The organism is Paenibacillus hubeiensis, assembly GCF_032334105.1.
In the GTDB taxonomy this organism is placed as follows: Bacteria; Bacillota; Bacilli; order Paenibacillales; family Paenibacillaceae; genus Paenibacillus; species Paenibacillus hubeiensis.
In genome coordinates, this window is the sequence record NZ_JAVYAE020000015.1 from 113,778 (window position 1) to 133,229 (window position 19,452).

Genomic DNA, 19,452 nt, shown 5'->3' on the forward strand with positions numbered 1-19,452 from the left:
GACAAAAATAAAAGGAAGGATTATTTTGCGAAAAAAGCGTTTTCAAAATATGGATTACCGATTATAATAGTCTCGTAAGCCCTTTCATATGTCTATCTTATTGGAGCCCTTCGCGAAGCGATCGGCTCGCTTTTTTTGTTTTCGGACCCGATCGGGGCAGAAATGGCCAAAGTTGACAACCTTAACTGTCATTCCTATAATGACAGTTGTACTTGCCTTGGGGCTGAAGTTCACCGGAGTTTGCTGCCGGGAGAGGAGTAAAAAAAAATGAACAGTGAGTTTACGATTGCTGTCCACTGTCTCGTCTTTCTGTCCATGAAGGCTGAGTGCATGGCCAATAGCGAAGACTTGTCGCAGAGCGTCGGCACGCATCCGGCGAGAGTGCGCAAGGTGTTAAGCGTGCTGCGCAAGCATGGCTATCTGACAACGAAGGAAGGCGCACATGGGGGGTATATCCTTAGCCGGGCCAGCAAGGAGATCAAGCTTGGCGAGTTGTACAGGCTGGTTGCGGGCGGTTCGCTCGGTCCGAGCTGGTGCTCGGGAGAGCTGGATTCGCCATGTATCGTATCCTCCAATATGCGGGAAGTCATGGGTTCCATCTATGATGGCGGGGAGAATGCGCTAAGCATTTATTTTGACGGCATTTCGATTGAGGACGTTAAGCGGCGCATCGGCGAATCAGAACGGATTACCCGCTTATGATATGATCCGGCCGGGACTCTGGTACTACGAAACCCGGGCATTCCGGGCATAACGTGAACACAGATGGAGATCGTCTGCGCTGATGTTATTTTCGGAGGGCGGGTAAACTATCCGGGTGCATTCCCGGTGCCTTGCGAACTTAAAAAAGAAGCAAACCTAAATAACAATTTATGGGGAGTGGAAACTGCATGTCCAGCATTGAAAACAACGAAACACTTCGCGTGATCAGCGAGCGTCACGCCGTTAAAAAGTATGAAAAAGGCTTCGTTATGCCGGAAGCCGACCTGAATGCCATTCTGACGGCAGCGAGCGAAGCGCCGTCCTCCTGGAACCTTCAGCATTGGAAGTTTCTGGTGATCGAATCCGAGGCCGATAAAGAAAAATTGCTGCCTATCGCTTATGGCCAGTCGCAAATTACGGACAGCTCCGTGACGATTGCCGTATTGGGAGATTTGGAAGCTAACCGCAATGCCGTCATTTACGATCAAGCGGTAGAGGCGGGAGCCCTTTCTTCCGAGGTTCGCGACGCGCTTGTCGGGCAAATCAACAGAGCCTATGAAAACCCCCAAACCGCTCGCGAAGAAGCGATCCGCAACGCTTCCCTCGCTTCCCAGAACATCATGCTGGCAGCGCGAGCACTTGGATACGATTCCTGCCCGATGGGGGGATACAACCCGAAACAACTGATTGAAACGTTCAACATCCCTGCGCGTTATGTGCCGAACATGCTGATCACGATCGGCAAGGCTGCGCAGCCTGCGCGTCCTTCGGGTCGTCTGCCGTTGTCCGAGGTTGTTGTCAAAGGATCGTTTTAATTCAAGAGACGTATATAACCCTTGATACGCAAACAAACCGCAAGTCCGTTAATGGAATTGCGGTTGTTTGCGTTTTGTTTGCGTTTTTTTGATTGCTTTTGTCGGGACGCGTTGTCCACGTATCATGGATCGATTAAAGCATCGCTTTGCCTCGTTATTTTTCCGGCATTTCCGGAATTTGAGGCGCATGGAAGCTCTCCATGTGTTTGATCGCGTTGTACATCATGACCGCGGCTTCGGCGCGGGTGACCGTTTGTTTAGGATTGAACTTGCCGTTCTCGTCAAGGGTATTGATTTTGAATACGAGGGAACGCTGGATGGCTCCCTGATAACTTGGCGTAATCTCATCTTCGTCAGCAACGTCGAGCGGATTGATTTTGATCATGGGGAGAGCACCTTTGCTCTCGATGCCTTGCATCAGGAACATGGTGAACTGCTCGCGCGTCAGCGGCTGGGACGGATCGATGTCGGCTTCAAGCTGGATTCCATTATATTGGGCGCGGATAAAAGCGTCGCTATACCATACCCCGTCGAGCACCTTCGAGAACCTGTCGCTTGGCAGCGGCTGTTTGACGAAACGGATGGCATCGAGATTGAGGTCCAGTCCATCCGCAATAAGTTGTATGCCTTGAGCGGTGGTGAGCTGCTGCCCTGGTTTGAACAGGGAATCGGTGATGCCCTTGATCCGGCCGTCCTGATGCAGCGATTCGATCTTGTCCGCTCCGGCGAGACCCTGAATATCGGTGAATTTGGCCTGATCGGCATGAATCGGACCGGCGCCCAGCGAAATGGTAAGCAGTGCTCCAGCGGCAACTGTGGCTAAAATGTTCTTTTTCATTGAGGTTCGCCTCTCTTTTCCAGGGGATATCCCTTTAACTAAAAGCTATTTGCCCCTTTAGACGAACCTTGGATTCAAAAGGTTGCTGCCATTTATCCTTTCGATTTGTTGCGATATTCGGTAGGCGAACGGCCCATCATTTTGCTGAATAGACGTGAAAAGTAGTAGGGGTCCTTGAACCCGAGCTCCGAGCTGATCTGTTTGACCGTCCAATCGGTAAAATCAAGGTAGCGGCAGGAATGCTGGATTTTGAGCCGCAAATAATAGTCGATGGGCGAGTAACCGGTCGCCTGCTTGAACAATTGCGAATAATGAGGGACGGACAGGCGGGCTTGAGCCGCTAGTTCCTTGAGACTGACCGCGCCTTCGAGATGCTGGAGCATGTATTGCACCGATTTCTCGGCTGCCCGTTTGCTGCTCATTGACTCATGATCTGTCCCGGAGCCGTATGCGAGCATGCCGAGCATGTATCCGGCGATCTGGGAGGCATACATCATCGTTTGCATCGAGTAACCGGTCTCCAATGTACCGTAACATTCGTGAAAAAGTTCAAGCCATTTTTGCGTTTTGGCGGGAGCCATGGCGGTCACGCCTTCGTTCAACAACGGCTCGATGTAATTGTTCGACAGGGTGCCGCGCAAGTGAACCCAGTAGATGCTCCAAGGTTCGGACGCATGCGCCCCGTACACGTGAGCCATGTTGGCAGGGAGAACAACCAGATTGCCTGCATTCACCTCATGCCGCTCGCTTCCACCGACGGAATACCATCCTGTGCCCTCGGCACAATACATGATGATATGGGAAGGGCAACCGGCAGGACGATTGCGGTAATGGTGCTCTGCCTTGTGGAAATACCCGATATCGGTCACGTGCAGTCCGGCGGTAACGGGATGGTCGGAGGCTTCTTGCAGCAGCGGGTCAGGCAGAACGATCAGCTTTTGCAGGTGAAATCCGTCCGATTTGCGCATGGCGAGAAGTTTGTCATATGGTTTCATACTTGTATTATGGTAATGGCGCGGCAGTGGAGTCAATCCCCAAACCGATCGCGTTATCATGGGCATGAAGCGGGGATGAAAATCGATCAGGATGAAGCATATGGACCTGGGATGGGTAAATACATAACAGCCAAGATTGCCGGTGGACTTTTAATGGACAGACATAAGTTATGGGGTTCGTCGGGGGATAGAGATCAGATGTTTTTAGATAAAAGACAGACAAAGGAGAGGGTACGCGATGGAACAGTCAATCCACAATGAGACGTTATTTTATGTAGGGACGTATGCTTCTGCCGATCAGCCGGGAATCTACCTGTGCGCCTTGAATAATGACACGGGCGAAATGAGAGTGGTCAACTGGATGCAAGGCGTGGACAACCCTTCGTATCTGGCGCTCTGCCCGAAGGCCAACTGCCTGTATGCGGCGAGTGAAACGGAGGAGGGCGAATTGTTCGTGTACCGCCGCGACCCGGCGACGAGCGAGCTTCATTTGATGGATCGCAAACGTACGGAAGGATCGTCCCCTTGTTACGTGTCGGTCACTCGCGATGGTCGATGGGTCCTGACCTCCAATTACGGAAGCGGCAGCGTCAACGTGTTTCCGGTCGGGGATCAAGGTACGCTGGATGAAATGAGCGCAATGGTGCAGCATGTCGGCAGCGGGGAGAGCAAAGAGCGTCAGGAAGGCCCGCATGCGCATTCCATCCAGCCTGACCCGTCTGGCCAATACGCCGTGGTGTGCGATCTGGGATTGGATCAAATGATCGTCTATCGGCTGGATGAGGAGGGACGCCTTGTTACCCACCGCGAACTCAAGCAGCCGCCTGGTTCAGGTCCAAGGCATCTTGTGTTCCATCCGAGCGAAAAGTGGGCATATGCCGTCAATGAACTGAACAACACGGTTTCTGCGTATTTGTACGACCTTCGCAGGGGAGAATTTACGGTCATCCAACATGTCTCCACACTGCCTGAAGGGCATGACGGCACGGGAACGGCAGCCGATATTCGCGTATCGGCATGCGGACGATTCCTGTACGCGTCCAATCGCGGCGACGACAGCATCGTGCTCTATCACATCGACCAGGAAACCGGAAAGCTGGAAGCAGCGCAATGGACATCCACGATCGGCCGGACGCCGCGAAATTTCAACCTTTTGCCCGGAGGCATTCTGCTCGTGGCCAATCAGGATACCGACAGCATTGTAGGCTTCCGAATGGATGAGGAGGACGGAAGGTTGACCCATAACGGGTTCAAGCTGGAGATACCGCGCCCGGTGTGCATCGTGCCCGTCGTTTGACGTGAACCTTGACATGAACAGAACAGGCGCGAATGGAATGGATTGCAGAACATGTTATGCTGTTCGGGTGCATTTGGATTGAAGAAAGGCCGCTTAATCATGCATAGAGCATGATTAAGCGGCCTTTTTCGGAATCTGCGCTGCGGTGGGAGTTCAATGGATCGGACCCTCGAAGCGCCCTTGACCATTGCACGAAACAAGTCGATGAGGAGGCCTATACCAAATGGCAGGCTACCCAGTGATCGCCGCCGGCATTTCGGTACTCGGGCACTTGCTGCGAGCAAACTTCCTGTGCCCACGGGCAGCGGGTATGGAATTTGCAGCCAGCCGGCGGGTTGACCGGACTGGGGATGTCTCCTTGCAGCACGATGCGTTCCCTTTTGAGCTTGGGAATCGGCAGGGGCACTGCCGACAGCAAGGCTTTGGTATATGGATGAAGCGGGTTGCGAAACAGCTCGTCCCGGCTCGCCGTTTCCACCATGGAACCCAGGTACATCACGCCGATGCGGTTGCAGAGATGTTCGACGACGCTCAAGTCATGGGAGATGAACAGGTAGGAAAGGCCCCGTTGTTGCTGCTGCCGTTTGAACAAATTGATGATCTGTGCCTGGATCGAAACGTCCAGCGCGGATACCGGCTCGTCGGCAATGATCAGGTCGGGATTCAGTACCAAAGCTCTCGCAATGCCGATCCGCTGTCGTTGACCGCCCGAAAATTCATGCGGAAAGCGGTCGATGTGGGCGACGGAAAGGCCGCATGCCTCCAATATTTCCTTAACCTGGTCGCGTACATTGCCGGCATCGCTCAGTCCGTGGTCGAGCAGGGCTTCTCCGATAGCGTCCCCAATGCGTATTCGGGGATTCAGGGAGCTGTATGGATCTTGAAATATCAATTGCAGCCGGGGCCGAATCCGCCGGATGTCTTGAGGAGACAAGGCGTGAAGGTCTGCCCCCTTGAACAGAACCTGTCCGTCGGTTTTATCCGTCAGCCGAACGATCGTGCGTCCAACCGTGCTTTTGCCGCTGCCGGATTCGCCAACCAGGCCGAAGGTTTCGCCCGGGCGGATCGTAATGCTGACGTCGTCCACCGCTTTGACGTATCCGGTCGTGCGGTTAAGCAGCCCTTTTTTGATCGGAAAATACGTCTTCAGGCGTTTTACTTCCAACAGAGGCTCACTCATGGGCATTTACCTCCTCATAGAGCCAGCAGGATGCTTTTTGTCCTTGGCCCACGTCCCGCAGCCGCGGCGGGCGCTCCCGGCAGATGGGCATGCACTGCCCGCAACGATCATGGAAATGACAGGAGTCCGTTAGGGAAAGCGGGTCCGGAACTTGACCAGGAATCGAGTACAGTTCCTCGTGCCGCTGATTCAGAATGGGCTTCGAACGGAGCAGTCCCTGAGTATAAGGATGCTTGGGATTTTCGAACAGCTGTACGACTTCTCCCTCTTCCACCACCTGGCCTGCATACATGACGACCACGTAATCCGCCATCTCGGCAACGACTCCAAGATCATGGGTGATCATCAGGATGGACATGCCCGTTTCGGATTTGATGGTACGGAGCATATCAAGAATTTGTGCCTGGATAGTTACGTCCAGCGCCGTCGTAGGCTCATCCGCAATCAATAGCTTGGGACCGCAGGAGACCGCCATGGCGATCATGATTCGCTGAAGCATGCCGCCGCTAAGCTCATGGGGATAGCTGTCGGCAATCTGTTCGGGCCGCGAGATCCCTACCTGCCGGATTAACTCGATGGCACGTGCACGGGCCTCCGCTCGCGTCAGCTTCAGATGGACCCTGAGTGGTTCCATAAGCTGCTGCCCGATTTTCAGCACAGGATTCAACGAAGACATCGGTTCCTGAAAAATCATGGAGATGTCATTTCCGCGGATATGACGAAGGGATGCCTTGCTCTCACGCAGCAAATCTTTGCCGCAGAAACGAATCTCGCCATGCGTAACGCGCCCTGTCTGTTCGTCGACCAGCCCCATGACGGACATGGCGGTGACGCTTTTCCCACATCCCGATTCTCCGACAATGCATACCGTTTCGCCTTCGCGTACGCTAAGACTTACACCGTTGACGGCGGTAATAAGACCTTCTTCCGTCTGGAATTTCGTTTCCAGGCGGTCAATTTCCAAAATGCCGGCCATCTCGGCAATCACCTACCTTTTCTGTTTTGGATCCAGGACGTCGCGCAGGCCGTCGCCGAAAATGTTGATGGCAATGACCGTGAGGAAGATGGATAACCCGGGAGGAATCCATAACCAAGGGTGCGTCTGGAAATCGATCATGTTGTTGGCTGCATCGATCATGTTCCCCCACGTTGGTGTCGGGGGCATAACGCCCAAGCCAAAAAAGCTGAGCACCGATTCGCTAAGAATCGAGCCGCCGATGCTAAGCGTAGCCATAACGATCAGCAGTGGAACGATATTTGGCAGCAAATGATGGAACAGCTTGCGTCGGTCGCGCAGCCCAAGCACTACCGCTGCCTGCATGAATTCTCTCTCCCGCAGGCTCAGCATCTGTCCGCGAATCATGCGGGCCATGCCGGGCCAGTTGACGAAACTGAGCATAAGCATCACGATGTACATTCGCGATTCCGGGGGCACCTTCCATTCGGAGAGCAGTGCTCCGAAGATGAAGAGCAGCGGCAGGCCCGGAATGGTCAGCAGCAGGTCGGCTACGCGCATGATGACTTGATCGACGATACCGCGATAATAACCTGCGATCGCTCCGAGCAAGGCACCGATGAATACGGACAATACCATGGAGGCGAGTCCTACCGTCAATGAGATGCGTCCGGCCATGAGCACGCGTGTAAGCACGTCCCTGCCCAGCGCGTCTGTGCCGAGCCAGTGACGCAAGCTAGGCGCCTGTTTCATGGCCGCCATGTTGATTTTGTTATCGGTGTAGGGAGAGAACAGCGGCCCAAGGAAGCAGGCGAGAAACATCAGAACAACGACGATCAAGCCGGCCATGGCCAATTTGTTTTTGGACAATCGCCGGATCGCGATCCGCCACAGGGAAGACTTGCGCGACTGCGGCGGCAAATTCGGCTGAGATTGCGGCCCGGGCTCGATGCCATAACCGGGTGCTTTCCGTCCAGGCTCTGCTTGGGGGGCTTCGACATGTGCCAGCGTTTGGCGGAGCTGCCCGCTTTTCGCACGGGAACCGCTAATAGGGGGGAATGACATGGCGTGTACCTCCTATTGCAGCCGGACGCGCGGGTCGGCAACATGGTAGAGCACGTCCGACAACAGCGTCCCGATCACGGTCAGAATGGCGATGAATATGGTGAAACCCATCAGCAACGGATAGTCCCGCAGCGTAAACGACTGCATGTAGAGCTGGCCGATGCCCGGCCAATTGAAGATTCGTTCGATGATCAGTGATCCGCCGAACAGCGATGGCAGCTCGAAGCCTACCAGCGTGATGGCCGGAAGGAGCGCATTCCTTAGGGCATGGGTATACAGCACCTTGTTTTCCTTCAGTCCTTTGGCCCGCGCGGTGCGTATGTAGTCCTGCCGGATAACTTCGATCATGTTGCTGCGGAAGTACCTGGTTAACGACCCTACACCCAGCAAAGTCATGACAATGACGGGGAGTGTCATATGTTCAATGACCTCCCGCACGTAGGCCATACCCGTCGCATTGCTTCCGGTAGTCATCATGCCCCCTGGCGGCAGCCATTTCAGATCGACGGCCAGCATTTTGATCAGAAACAGGCCAATAAAAAAGGACGGTACCGACATGGCTGCGAATATGGCGACCATCACCAGCGTATCGAACCATGAATACTGTTTGTAGGCCGCGATGACCCCGACAATGACGGCTATGATCCAGGTGAAGAAGGTAGACACTGCGGCGAGCAGGAACGAGTTCCAGATATATTCGTTGAACAGCGTAAGCACGGGCTTCTGCTGTGCCAGCGAATAACCGAATTCGCCCCGCATCGCATTGCCCATCCAGGTCAAGTACCTGTCCAGAACGGGTTTGTCCAGGCCGTAAATTTCCCGAAGCTCCGCCTTTCGCTCCGGGCTGAGCTTGATGTTGCTGGAGATGAAATCCCCCGGCGTCAGTGCGTACAGGCTGAAGATCAGTACCGACGCTGCCAGAAGAATGAGAATCATATAGGACAATCGCTTGGTGACGTATGTGCTCATGGCAATATCAGCTCCTTATCGGCACGTCCCCTCCAGTCTTGATGATACGGCTGAAGGGGACGCGGATTTGGCGTTGCATATGGTCGGTTAACGTTAGAAGGACATTTCTTCACGCGACCCGCTTATTTCAAGCTCCATTCCGGCAGGCTGGTCGCGATCCCGCGGAACGGGCTGACGGATAGCCCTTCGATGCGCCCGTTATAGGCATATACCGTTTTGCGATAGCTGGTGAAAATAACGGGGAGTTCATCGTTCAGAAGCTGGTAGAGCTCTTTGTAGACTTGTTTGCGTTCCTCGATGTCTGTCGTGGCGAGCCCTTTTTGGTACAATTCCTTGACTTTGGGATTGTCATATCCCTTGATCTCGCCATCCACGAATTGATAAACCCCTTCGGAAGGGTCAGTCAGCATGGGAGTCGAGAAGGAGGCCATGTCATAATCCCCGCCCTCCACTTTGGAGACGAGCGCGTTGAAGTCGGCGAATACTTCCGGCTGGAACTGGATGCCGATCGCTTCGAAGTTTTCCTTGGCTACGGCAATGAAAACATCGGTTGCCGGGCTTTTGGTGCCGAGGAAGTGCAAGGACAGCTTGGTGCCGTTCTTTTCGCGTATGCCGTCCGCGCCGCGAACCCAGCCCGCTTCATCCAGCAGCTGGTTGGCTTTGTCCGGATCATAGGCATACGGATTGATGCCGTCTTCCGTATAGGACCACGAAATCGGGGAGGCCGGGATGTTCGCTACTGCACCGGCTCCCTGGTTGGCATCGACATAGATCGATTGCCGATCAAGCCCGTAGGTAATCGCTTGGCGGACCTCTTTTTCTTTCAGCTGTTCATGTTCCAGATTCAACTGCAAATACCCGTATGTACTTGGCGTGTAAGGCAGCAGATTCAGGTATGGCAGCGATTTGAGTTTGTCGATATTCTCCTGGGTGGCCGTGAACGCGGCAAAGTCGATCTCGCCTGTTTCGATGAATTGCCAGGTATCCCCCTCGGACGTTTTGTAAATAAAACGCTCGGCTTTCGGTTTACCTTTGTAGTAATACTCGTTGGCAATGAAGCGCACTTCCTGCCCGGGCAGGAACTTATCCAACTTGTACGGCCCGTTGCCGACTGGAGCGGCATGCAGCTGCTTGATGTAGTCGAGTTGGCCGAATTTGTACTCTTTGCCGTAGTAGGCTTTGGACAACACTTCCGAGCCAAGTGTCAACAAAGCGGTTGCGTTGGGCTGCTCAAGCGTAACGGAGATCGTTAGCGGATCAATGATTTTGATGCCCTCGATATGATCCGCTTTCCCGTCCGTATAGGCCTGCCCGCCTTTGACGTGAGTCGAGAAGATATCAAATCCGCCGTCATAAGCTTTATCGTGCAGAATGGTCCAGGTAAAGGCTACGTCTTCAGAGGTTAGGGGCGAACCGTCGCTGAATTTGGAGTCAGGGCGAAGATGGAATGTATAGGTCAGCTGATCGTCCGACACGTCCCAGCTTTCGGCCAGATCAGCCACGGGCAAGCCTTGTTGATCGACGGTGACGAGCGAAGCAAACAGCAGTGAGGCAACATTGCCGTCATAACCGCTCTGGTGGAAATAAGGAGTGAATGCGCCGCTCGGATCCGTCAATGCCACAATGATCGTGTCCGTACGTTCCTTGGCAGACGCCGGCAATTTGCTCAAATCGGTGGCTTGATAAGGTCCATCCAAGCCGACGGCGGCAGTGGATTGGGTCTGGGCAGCCGAACCTTCGGCACTCCCGGAAGAGCCGGCTGTTTCGGATCCGGAGCTGCTGCCTGCCGAGCAAGCGGACAACAACAACACTCCGCTAAGAAACATGGTGGACAACATCGAAGCTTTCTTCGTTTTCATAGTATCCTCCCTTGATTGCAATCTTCGATTTTTCCTCTCTCCTGAGCCTTGTCTGAGGATGTTTAAATTTTTATAATTCCTATGAACTTAGTCAGGTATGAGAGCGATAAGCCTTATTATAGAAATGCGGATTGGTTCTGTAAATAGAGAACCGGAATATTTTTTTTATAGATTAACCATAATTAACCACTTCAACGTGTTAAAATGCCGCATGATCAGGGCCGAAAATCATTGAACGGTCAAGTTCTTCGGCAGTCCTGCCATGCGGCATGTTGTACAGTGCGAAGGAGAATATTTTTGTGCAAATCCGAAATCCGGGGGGACAATTCAATCGCGTTCGATGTATTCATGAACACTGGGAATCAGCTTGTCCAGCGCGCGTCGACGAATGGAATACTCGATCAGGTTCTCTCCCTCGAAGTGGGAGTAAATCAGCCCTGCTCCGCGAAGCTTGGAGATATGGTCATGCGTAATTCCTTTGGAAAGACCCAAATGGCGAACGATCTCGATGAAACTTCGAGGCCCATGATGCAGGAAACGTAAAATTCTGAGACGATTTTTCTCGCCGAGGCTTCGGATGACGCGAAGTTCGTGGGTGGACATATATTCTTCGTTGCCGAAATACAGGCGTGCAGCATAATGGCATACCAAGGTATCGTCCAACTGCAGAATGATGTTCAAAGGCTGAAAGTGAAACTGTGGCACCAGTACGATGCGTCTCAATCCTTCCCGTGGACGGAACATGATGCCATTGGTTGCATCGTCGAGCACTTCATCGGGGGGGAGAACATTCAGCTGTTCCCGACGTGCGGTCATTTCCTTCAGCAAGGCCGGATGGATCCGCGAATCGGTAGAGGCGAAATAATGTTCGTTCCAGCCTTGCAACACTTGGGTCATCGCGGAGTGAAAGGCTTGCACATCTTCCGGGTAGGGGTAGCTGTAGCGCAGGAACAGCTCCGTTAACCCGTCGGTTCCCATCATGTCGAACCACCGAATAAACGATTCAGGGTCATTCTGATGACGTGGATCGGAAATTGATCCGTTCTCTGAAACGTCCACGTACAGAAAGGCAAGCAGCAGCATCCAGTTCCAATCGTCGTCTACCTTAAGCTCGTTCAGAGCAGATGCCAGTCCTGTCGGCAGTCGTTCCTGAACGTCTTTGGCCCATGATGCGGACAGATCGATTTTTTTATGTGATTTTCGGCAAATATACGTATGCAAGCTGGCGATAAACTCCAAAGCCGGTGCGTATAATATCTCGATTTGAGGGTTCAATTCGGAAGCCACCTTTCTGGAAAACAAGGGTCACTCCATTATACCTTTATCGAGGTGATCGACGCCATGTTGGCTCAGACGTTATACGTTGAACGACCGCGTCGTCAACAGTGTAAATGAAATGAGTGAAAATGTTATTTTAGTCCTATATATGGAATTAAATGTTTAATGTAATATAAGTTATAATTAAAGCGCTTACATAAATATGCGCTATCGGGCATCGGGCTTACCAAATTCATGGGGGAGGCTGTTGAATATGGTGAATCGTCGGTCTTGGAAGCGAACATGGCAAAACGCGGGTTTGTTAATGTTGAGCTCGGCCTTGCTGGCGGCGACGCTTGGACTGGGCAGCCAGCAGGCGGCCCATGCGGCGGAGGCGCGCCAGATGGAGCTGCTGGATCGCGGCGTCGTGGCCGTTAAAACGGGCCAAGGCGTCTTTGTCAGCTGGAGGCTTTTCGGCAATGAAGGTTCTAATGTGTCGTTCAACGCGTACCGGGACGGGAAGAAGGTGAACACATCCCCGATTACGAACAGCACCAATCTCCAGGATGCAAACGGGACAAGCAGTTCCACATACACGGTCCGGGCCGTCGTTGGAGGTGCGGAGCAGGCGGCATCCGCCCCTGTGGGTGTATGGGGGAACAATTATTTGTCCGTCCCGCTCAATGTGCCGGCAGGAGGCACGACGCCGGACGGGGTTGCTTATACGTACAGCGCCAACGATGCAAGCGCGGGCGATCTGGATGGGGACGGCGAGTACGAACTGATCGTCAAGTGGGACCCGTCCAATTCGAAGGACAACTCCCAGAGCGGATACACCGGAGAGGTGTTCATCGATGCGTACAAGCTGAACGGAACGCATTTGTGGCGCATCAGCCTGGGCAAAAACATTCGTGCAGGCGCCCATTATACCCAATTCATGGTCTATGATCTGGACGGAGACGGCAAGGCCGAGGTGGCGATGAAAACCGCCGATGGCACGAAAGACGGGGCCGGCAGGGTCATCGGCGATGCGGGCAAGGATTATCGCAATTCGAATGGCTACGTGCTGTCCGGACCGGAGTACCTGACCGTGTTCAACGGGGAGACGGGCGCGGCCCTGTCCACCGTGAATTATGATCCTCCGCGCGGGAACGTTTCCGACTGGGGAGACAATTACGGCAACCGGGTGGATCGTTTCCTGGCGGCGATCGCGTATTTGGACGGAGAGCGGCCAAGCCTGGTCATGGCACGCGGATATTACACCCGTACGGTACTTGTCGCGTACAATTGGCGGGATGGACGATTGACCAAACAATGGACCTTCGATTCCAAAGCTTCGGGCAACTCGGGTTATGCGGGACAAGGCAACCATAATTTGAGCGTCGCCGACGTGGATGGAGACGGCAAGGACGAGATCGTTTACGGCGCCATGGCGGTCGATCATAACGGAGCCGGGTTGTATACGACAGGGCTGAAACACGGGGATGCGATGCATTTGAGCGATCTTGACCCGGATCGGCCGGGACTGGAGGTATTCCAGGTGCACGAAACCCCGTCCAACGCGGGTGTGGAGTTCCGTGACGCAGGGACAGGGCAGTTGATCTGGGGGGTCCCCACAACGAGGGATGTTGGCAGGGGGATGGCTGCAGATATTGACCCGAGATATCGCGGGGTGGAAGTATGGGCAGACGGCGCGCTTTATACGGCTCAAGGCCAGAAGATCGGGACAAAGCTGCCTTCATCCACGAATTTCGGAATTTGGTGGGACGGCGACTTGCTGCGGGAGCTGCTGGATAGCAACCGGATTGACAAATGGGACTATGCCAACAGCCAAACGGTTAATTTGCTGACTGCGTCGGGGGTTTCCTCCAACAATGGCACGAAGTCCACGCCGAACCTGCAGGCGGACCTGCTGGGAGATTGGAGGGAGGAAGTGGTCTGGCGCACGAATGACAGCTCGGCGCTGCGCATCTATACGACAACGGATGTTACGGACAAGCGCATTTATACGCTGATGCACGATCCGGTCTACCGGCTGGGCGTGGCCTGGCAAAACGTCGCCTACAACCAGCCGCCGCATACCGGATTTTATCTGGGAGATGGCATGAGTGCCCCTCCGATGCCTCATATCCGGTTTGCCGGGCAGTGAAGGCCGATCACGAGGCATGACCCGGAAGGTTTGAAGCGGTTAGGGGTACGGATATGTTCCGTACCCCGCTTGTTTTCTGCGCATGAAAAATATTGGAATTTTGCGTAAAAAACGTTTGACAGACCTGGGGACTGCCCTTATTATAGGCATATAACTTACTAAACAGGTAGGAATAATTGTTTAGAACAGCATACGTTCTCACCGTACAGACGGAGGAACTCCACAGCACGTCATCCTGGATGAAGCTTGCACGCGTATTCGGCGGCAGGACTTCATAGGAGGATCGGGCATGGGGTTCCTGCGTCTATTTTTCGTTGAACGTCATACGCTGTTCAGCCTGCCGATGCAGTCACGCAGATTCATTCAGGGGGAGTGTTGAGCGATGAAAAAGGGAGTTCGGAGAAGCATTTTGGTTGGTCTTGCTTTGGTGTTGACGGGGGTGCTGGCTGCATGCGGATCAGGCAGCGGAAGCGGCGCATCAAGTGCTGCGGAAAGTTCGGGAGAACAGGGGAGCGGTTCCGGGAAAGCCAAGGCAGTGGAGCTGCTGAACGTATCCTATGATCCGACCAGGGAACTGTACGAACAGTTCAACAAGGCATTTGCGGCGCATTGGCTGCAAGAGAAAGGTCAGGAAGTGACCATCAAGCAGTCCCACGGAGGTTCGGGCAAACAGAGCCGTTCCGTCATCGACGGGCTTGATGCAGACGTGGTGACGCTCGCGCTCGGTTACGATATTGATGCGATGGAGGACAAAGGGCTGATCAATGCGGGCTGGCAGGACAAATACGAGCACAACAGCTCTCCATATACGTCCACCATCGTGTTTCTGGTGCGCAAAGGCAACCCGAAAGGGATCAAGGATTGGGATGACCTGATCAAGGATGGCGTCGAGGTCATTACGCCGAATCCGAAGACGTCCGGCGGAGCGCGCTGGAACTACCTTGCAGCTTGGGGTTATGCGCTGAAGCAGAACAACAATGATGAGGAAAAGGCGAAAGCGTTCGTGGCAGAGTTGTTCAAACACGCACCGGTGCTCGATTCCGGAGCGCGCGGGGCAACGACGACATTTGTGGAGCGCGGCATTGGCGACGTGCTTCTGGCTTGGGAGAATGAAGCCTTCCTCTCCGTCAAGGAACTGGGACCGGACAAATTCGATATCGTGGTGCCTTCAATCAGTATCCTGGCTGAACCGCCGGTCGCGATCGTTGACAAAAATGCGGACAAAAAAGGAACTCGCGAGGTCGCGGACGCTTACCTGAAATACCTCTATAGCGAAGAGGGGCAGACGATCGCGGCCGAAAACTATTACCGTCCGACGCTGGACAGCGTAAAAGAAAAGTTCAAGGATCAATTTCCGGAGCTGGAACTGTTCACATTGAAGGATGTATTCGGCACATGGCGGGATACGCAGGCCAAACATTTCAACGATGGGGGCATCTTCGACCAGATCTACGTTCCGGGGAGCTGATTGTCGCAGTCAGGCAAGGCGACAGACGGCCCTGAACGGCCGTCTGTCCTAAAGTGTACGCAGCCAACCGGTCCTACCGACCGAAGGCAGAGAGGATGATGGTTCATGAGCAAGGTAATGGCAGCCCGGCGACGCACGTTGCCGGGGTTTGGGCTGACGATGGGGTATAGCGTGTTCTATCTGAGCCTGGTTGTTCTCATTCCGCTGGCGGCCTTGCTGTTCAATTCGACCGGATTGACCTGGTCAACGCTTGTGGAGAACGCGACCAATCCCCGGGTGCTCGCTTCGTTCAAAGTCAGCTTTCTGACGGCCGGCGCGGCAGCCTTGATCGATCTGTTCCTGGGGTTGCTGCTGGCCTGGGTGTTGGTTCGTTACGAGTTTCCCGGCAAGCGGCTGTTCGATGCCGTGATTGATCTGCCGTTCGCCCTGCCGACGGCAGTGGCCGGCGTTGCGCTTACGGCGCTGTATGCGGGAAATGGCTGGATAGGCCAGTTCTTCGAGCCGCTCGGCATCAAACTGGCCTATTCCCAGGCCGGTATTACGCTGGCCTTGATGTTTATCGGCATCCCGTTCGTGGTGCGCACGGTCCAGCCGGTGCTGGAGGAACTGGAGGCCGAGGTGGAGGAAGCTGCAGCGACGCTCGGTGCGGGACGGTGGCGCATATTTCGGGCCATCTTGCTGCCGGACCTCGTGCCGCCGCTGCTGACCGGCTTTGCGTTAGCGTTTGCCCGGGGAATCGGGGAATACGGGTCGGTCGTATTCATTTCGGGCAACATGCCGATGAAGACGGAAATTGCGCCGCTCTTGATCATGGCAAAGCTGGAACAGTTCGACTATGCGGGAGCGACGGCGGTTGCACTGTTATTGTTGCTCGTTTCCTTCGTCCTGCTGCTCGTCATCAATTCGCTGCAGCGCTGGAGCCGCAAGGCGGGCAGGGCTTAGCTCCTGTCGTTCAAGGATGGAAACGATCAAAAATACCGTTGGAAGGGGGCGAAGGCATATGGCTGGTTCCGTACCATTAACTCCGCTGCGGCCGGCGGGAAAGCAATCCGGGACGAACAGGGCGACGTCCGAAGCGCCCTGGGTGAAATGGCTGCTCATCGGACTGGCAACGCTTGTGCTGCTGTGGCTGCTAGTGCTGCCGCTCGTCATCGTGCTGATGGAGGCTTTGAAGCAAGGCTGGGGGGTCTACATTGCCGCGCTTACGGAGCCGGATGCCTTGTCCGCCTTGAAGCTTACCCTGCTCGTGGCGGCCATTACGGTGCCGCTTAACACGATTTTCGGGGTAGCGGCGGCATGGGTGATCACCAAATTTCAATTTCGGGGAAAAGGGCTGCTGATCACCTTGATCGACCTGCCGTTTTCGATATCTCCCGTTGTGGGCGGTTTGATCTTTGTGCTCGTCTTCGGCTCGAACGGCTGGTTCGGCCCGTGGCTGGAGCAGCATGACATCAAAATCATATTCGCCCTGCCCGGCATCGTGATCGCTACGCTGTTCATCACGTTTCCGTTTGTGGCGAGAGAGCTGATTCCCTTAATGGAAGATCAGGGCACGCGGGAGGAAGAGGCTGCAGTTACGCTGGGTGCATCCGGCTGGCGCATTTTTTGGAGCGTGACCTTGCCCAACATCAAGTGGGGTTTGCTGTACGGCATCATACTGTGCAATGCCAGGGCGATGGGCGAATTTGGCGCGGTATCGGTCGTGTCGGGACATATTCGCGGTCAGACGAACACGCTGCCGCTGCATGTCGAGATTCTGTACAACGAGTATCAGTTCTCGGCTTCGTTCGCGGTTGCTTCTTTGCTGCTGATATTGGCGCTGGCCACACTGCTGCTCAAAAGCTGGTTAGGGCACAAGGCTGCACATGCCAAGTAATCCGGATATGCCATAATGCTCTTAAACCGGATTTGATGCGGATAATCAAGCAGTGGATAATTTCATTCTGACTTTAAGTCCAAAACCAATTGACAGTAAAATACAGCCCTGATAATGTATAATCCAAGTATATGGGTTGGATAAGAATGAATTATAGACGGGTACATGGAAGCGAAGCATTCGATGCAAGAAATATGGCGGGCACGGCCCGGGAAGAGGAGGCGGCTCTATGGCTAAGCCGTTAAAAGTGGATGAGGTATGGCTGGACCGCATTGCCGGACAATTGAACGACATGGAGTTTGGCTCGCTGCATATCGTTGTGCATGAAGGCCAGATCGTGCAGATGGAACGGACGGAACGCAAGCGTTTTGAAAATGTGTCTTCAGGCAGCGCCTCCAAATCCGGGAGCACTGCGAGAAGCAGCTCTGCCCGTGCTCTTCGGAGCCCCAAGGCAGGCACGAAGGGATAATAATTCAGGATCGAAACGCAAAAGGAGAAGCACGTTAAGACGGCTTCTCCTTTTTTATTTGTTGTTTTAAGAAAGTGCCATTTTAGGATAAAGTCTGCCGTATCGTCAGCTCTGGCCGTCTGCTCCGTCCGCTCCATCCGTGTGGGCAGCTTGAGCCGTTTCCATCCCGTCATGCCCGGCATAGGGGCGATTGCTGCGGGAACTGGTCCTGGTAAGGCCGAAGCCGGAAACGATGAGGATGAGCTGAAGGCCAAGGGCATAAGGCGCAGCTGCGGAACCGATCAAATGCAGCAGGGCAGCCAGCACGATCGAAAGCGACAACAGCTTGCTCAGAGGAGCAGGCGTGCTCCCGCGCGGTCCGGACCAGAGCAGGTATCCATACAATATCGTGATCAACAGCGAAACGAATTGCATCCATGGCAAGGCATTGTCCCAAGCTGCCCAAAAGGGGCGGTGCAACCCTGACTGCCGGAAGACGAAATCCGCGCACAGCGCTGCCGTGGCAGCAAAGGCGATTGGTTCTGCGGCAGGACGAAACACGTTCCAGACACCCTGTCCCCAACCTGCCGGGAGTTCATTGCGTCCGAGTTCGTCGGACAAGGCCCCGGTTTCCCTCTCCAGCGCTTTGTGCACGAGAGACAGGCGTGCAGGTTCGGGATGTCGGGTACAGTCCCGAATCTGCTCCTGCAATGGCATGGACAAGCAGGCTGCTGCTTTGCATGACAGCATCGCTTGCAAAAGATCGGGAGAAGAGTGCTCGTCGAACATGTACCCATGGGTTTCTTTTGCCGCAAGTTGTCCCAACAAGGGTGTGCTTATGTATAATGTATCTCGTATACTCCGCATTCGCCGTTCGCGGTTGCGTCTGACTTCGGTTGCCGACCATAAATAGATGCCTGTTAGCAGCGCGGTCATTGCAAGCAGCAGCCCCCAAAATCCGGGATAGCTGAGCATGTTATGCAGCCAAAATGAAAACAAGGGTAACCCTCCTTTACTTAGGAATCGTTGCAAGTAAACGCACGTATCGTGAAACACGGTTCACGCAAGCTTTTCTCTCACTATTACACAGGAATTGCCTGAATTCAAGCATGAAGCGAAACGAAAGGGGATTGGATTATGGACGCCATTCATATTGTACATACGCCTCCGAAGGCAGAAGAGTATCTTGCGTTACGCAAACGGGCAGGCCTTAGCGCCATGAGCAGAGAAGGAGCCGAAGCAGGTTTGCCAAACTCGCTGTTTGCCGTATGCTTGCGCCGTGGCGAGGAGCTTGTCGGCATGGGCCGGGTGATCGGCGATGGAGGGTGCTTTTTTCAGGTGGTGGACATCGCGGTACATCCGGATTCGCAGGGGCAAGGATACGGCAAACGGATCATGAGCGAGATTATGGACTATTTGCGGCGTCATGTTCCGCCTCGCGGCCTTGTCAGTCTGCTGGCCGATGTTCCGGCCGATCGGCTGTATGCCCAGTTTGGCTTCACGTATACCAGTCCGAAATCCGAAGGTATGTGGTGGAGACAAGAAGAGTAGTCGGGGGAACGAAGTCCTTTGATCTGGA

18 protein-coding genes are annotated in these 19,452 nt (G+C 54.2%); 9 read left to right on the forward strand and 9 right to left on the reverse strand.

Translation table 11 applies throughout. From position 1 onward, the window contains the following. The first annotated feature begins 267 nt into the window (after positions 1-267). Positions 268-702 (forward strand): RrF2 family transcriptional regulator, encoded by a 435-nt coding sequence (locus RSX24_RS26765; protein WP_236417578.1) that lies wholly within the window; start codon positions 268-270, stop codon positions 700-702. Between the two features lie 188 nt (positions 703-890). Further along, entirely contained in the window at positions 891-1,517 is a 627-nt protein-coding gene (locus RSX24_RS26770; protein WP_236417577.1) for a nitroreductase family protein, read from the forward strand. 154 nt (positions 1,518-1,671) lie between these two features. Here RSX24_RS26770 and RSX24_RS26775 read toward each other — a convergent pair whose 3' ends face one another. Together RSX24_RS26775 and RSX24_RS26780 are read right to left on the reverse strand one after the other, a co-directional pair. After that, positions 1,672-2,355, reverse strand: coding sequence for an S-layer homology domain-containing protein (locus RSX24_RS26775; RefSeq protein WP_343262272.1), 684 nt, complete (start codon positions 2,353-2,355; stop codon positions 1,672-1,674). A gap of 92 nt (positions 2,356-2,447) precedes the next feature. Continuing rightward, positions 2,448-3,350 (reverse strand): AraC family transcriptional regulator, encoded by a 903-nt coding sequence (locus RSX24_RS26780; RefSeq protein WP_343262273.1) that lies wholly within the window; start codon positions 3,348-3,350, stop codon positions 2,448-2,450. Between the two features lie 238 nt (positions 3,351-3,588). On the opposite strand from RSX24_RS26780, the gene RSX24_RS26785 reads away from it, so the two are divergent. Next, on the forward strand, positions 3,589-4,647 hold the full coding sequence (locus RSX24_RS26785) for a lactonase family protein (RefSeq protein WP_343262274.1): 1,059 nt from the start codon (positions 3,589-3,591) through the stop codon (positions 4,645-4,647). A gap of 214 nt (positions 4,648-4,861) precedes the next feature. Here RSX24_RS26785 and RSX24_RS26790 read toward each other — a convergent pair whose 3' ends face one another. The 6 genes from RSX24_RS26790 to RSX24_RS26815 all read right to left on the reverse strand — a co-directional run bounded on the left by RSX24_RS26790 (position 4,862) and on the right by RSX24_RS26815 (position 11,950). Beyond that, positions 4,862-5,827, reverse strand: a complete 966-nt coding sequence (locus RSX24_RS26790; RefSeq protein ID WP_343262275.1) for an ABC transporter ATP-binding protein — start codon at positions 5,825-5,827, stop codon at positions 4,862-4,864. Then, the gene (locus RSX24_RS26795) at positions 5,820-6,803 is read right to left on the reverse strand and encodes an ABC transporter ATP-binding protein (protein ID WP_236417572.1); all 984 of its coding nucleotides are present in this window, start codon (positions 6,801-6,803) and stop codon (positions 5,820-5,822) included. The genes RSX24_RS26790 and RSX24_RS26795 overlap by 8 nt, the downstream gene beginning before the upstream one ends. Positions 6,804-6,815: 12 nt before the next feature. Beyond that, entirely contained in the window at positions 6,816-7,847 is a 1,032-nt protein-coding gene (opp4C, locus tag RSX24_RS26800) for an oligopeptide ABC transporter permease (RefSeq protein WP_339275817.1), read from the reverse strand. Positions 7,848-7,859: 12 nt separating this feature from the next. Continuing rightward, the gene (locus RSX24_RS26805) at positions 7,860-8,816 is read right to left on the reverse strand and encodes an ABC transporter permease (RefSeq protein ID WP_343262276.1); all 957 of its coding nucleotides are present in this window, start codon (positions 8,814-8,816) and stop codon (positions 7,860-7,862) included. A gap of 122 nt (positions 8,817-8,938) precedes the next feature. Next, positions 8,939-10,675, reverse strand: coding sequence for an ABC transporter substrate-binding protein (locus tag RSX24_RS26810; protein WP_236417569.1), 1,737 nt, complete (start codon positions 10,673-10,675; stop codon positions 8,939-8,941). A gap of 327 nt (positions 10,676-11,002) precedes the next feature. Continuing rightward, the gene (locus RSX24_RS26815; protein WP_343262277.1) at positions 11,003-11,950 is read right to left on the reverse strand and encodes an ArsR/SmtB family transcription factor; all 948 of its coding nucleotides are present in this window, start codon (positions 11,948-11,950) and stop codon (positions 11,003-11,005) included. A gap of 256 nt (positions 11,951-12,206) precedes the next feature. On the opposite strand from RSX24_RS26815, the gene RSX24_RS26820 reads away from it, so the two are divergent. From RSX24_RS26820 to RSX24_RS26840, 5 genes are all read left to right on the forward strand, one after another. After that, positions 12,207-14,081: a rhamnogalacturonan lyase gene (locus RSX24_RS26820; RefSeq protein WP_497198220.1), complete on the forward strand. Its 1,875-nt coding sequence runs from the start codon at positions 12,207-12,209 to the stop codon at positions 14,079-14,081. A 382-nt stretch (positions 14,082-14,463) separates the two neighbouring features. Further along, on the forward strand, positions 14,464-15,549 hold the full coding sequence (locus tag RSX24_RS26825) for a sulfate ABC transporter substrate-binding protein (protein ID WP_343262278.1): 1,086 nt from the start codon (positions 14,464-14,466) through the stop codon (positions 15,547-15,549). Positions 15,550-15,654: 105 nt separating this feature from the next. After that, positions 15,655-16,491 (forward strand): sulfate ABC transporter permease subunit CysT, encoded by an 837-nt coding sequence (gene cysT, locus RSX24_RS26830; RefSeq protein WP_339275824.1) that lies wholly within the window; start codon positions 15,655-15,657, stop codon positions 16,489-16,491. Between the two features lie 58 nt (positions 16,492-16,549). Beyond that, complete coding sequence (cysW, locus tag RSX24_RS26835; protein ID WP_236417565.1) at positions 16,550-17,425, forward strand: sulfate ABC transporter permease subunit CysW; 876 nt, start codon at positions 16,550-16,552, stop codon at positions 17,423-17,425. A 229-nt stretch (positions 17,426-17,654) separates the two neighbouring features. Further along, positions 17,655-17,894, forward strand: a complete 240-nt coding sequence (locus tag RSX24_RS26840; RefSeq protein WP_236417564.1) for a YezD family protein — start codon at positions 17,655-17,657, stop codon at positions 17,892-17,894. A gap of 105 nt (positions 17,895-17,999) precedes the next feature. Here RSX24_RS26840 and RSX24_RS26845 read toward each other — a convergent pair whose 3' ends face one another. Beyond that, the gene (locus RSX24_RS26845) at positions 18,000-18,872 is read right to left on the reverse strand and encodes a hypothetical protein (RefSeq protein ID WP_343262279.1); all 873 of its coding nucleotides are present in this window, start codon (positions 18,870-18,872) and stop codon (positions 18,000-18,002) included. Positions 18,873-19,010: 138 nt separating this feature from the next. Between RSX24_RS26845 and RSX24_RS26850 the strand changes: the two genes are divergently transcribed. Continuing rightward, a complete protein-coding gene (locus tag RSX24_RS26850; protein WP_339275828.1) occupies positions 19,011-19,424 on the forward strand; it encodes a GNAT family N-acetyltransferase in 414 nt (137 codons plus the stop codon). The last annotated feature ends 28 nt before the right edge of the window (positions 19,425-19,452 follow it).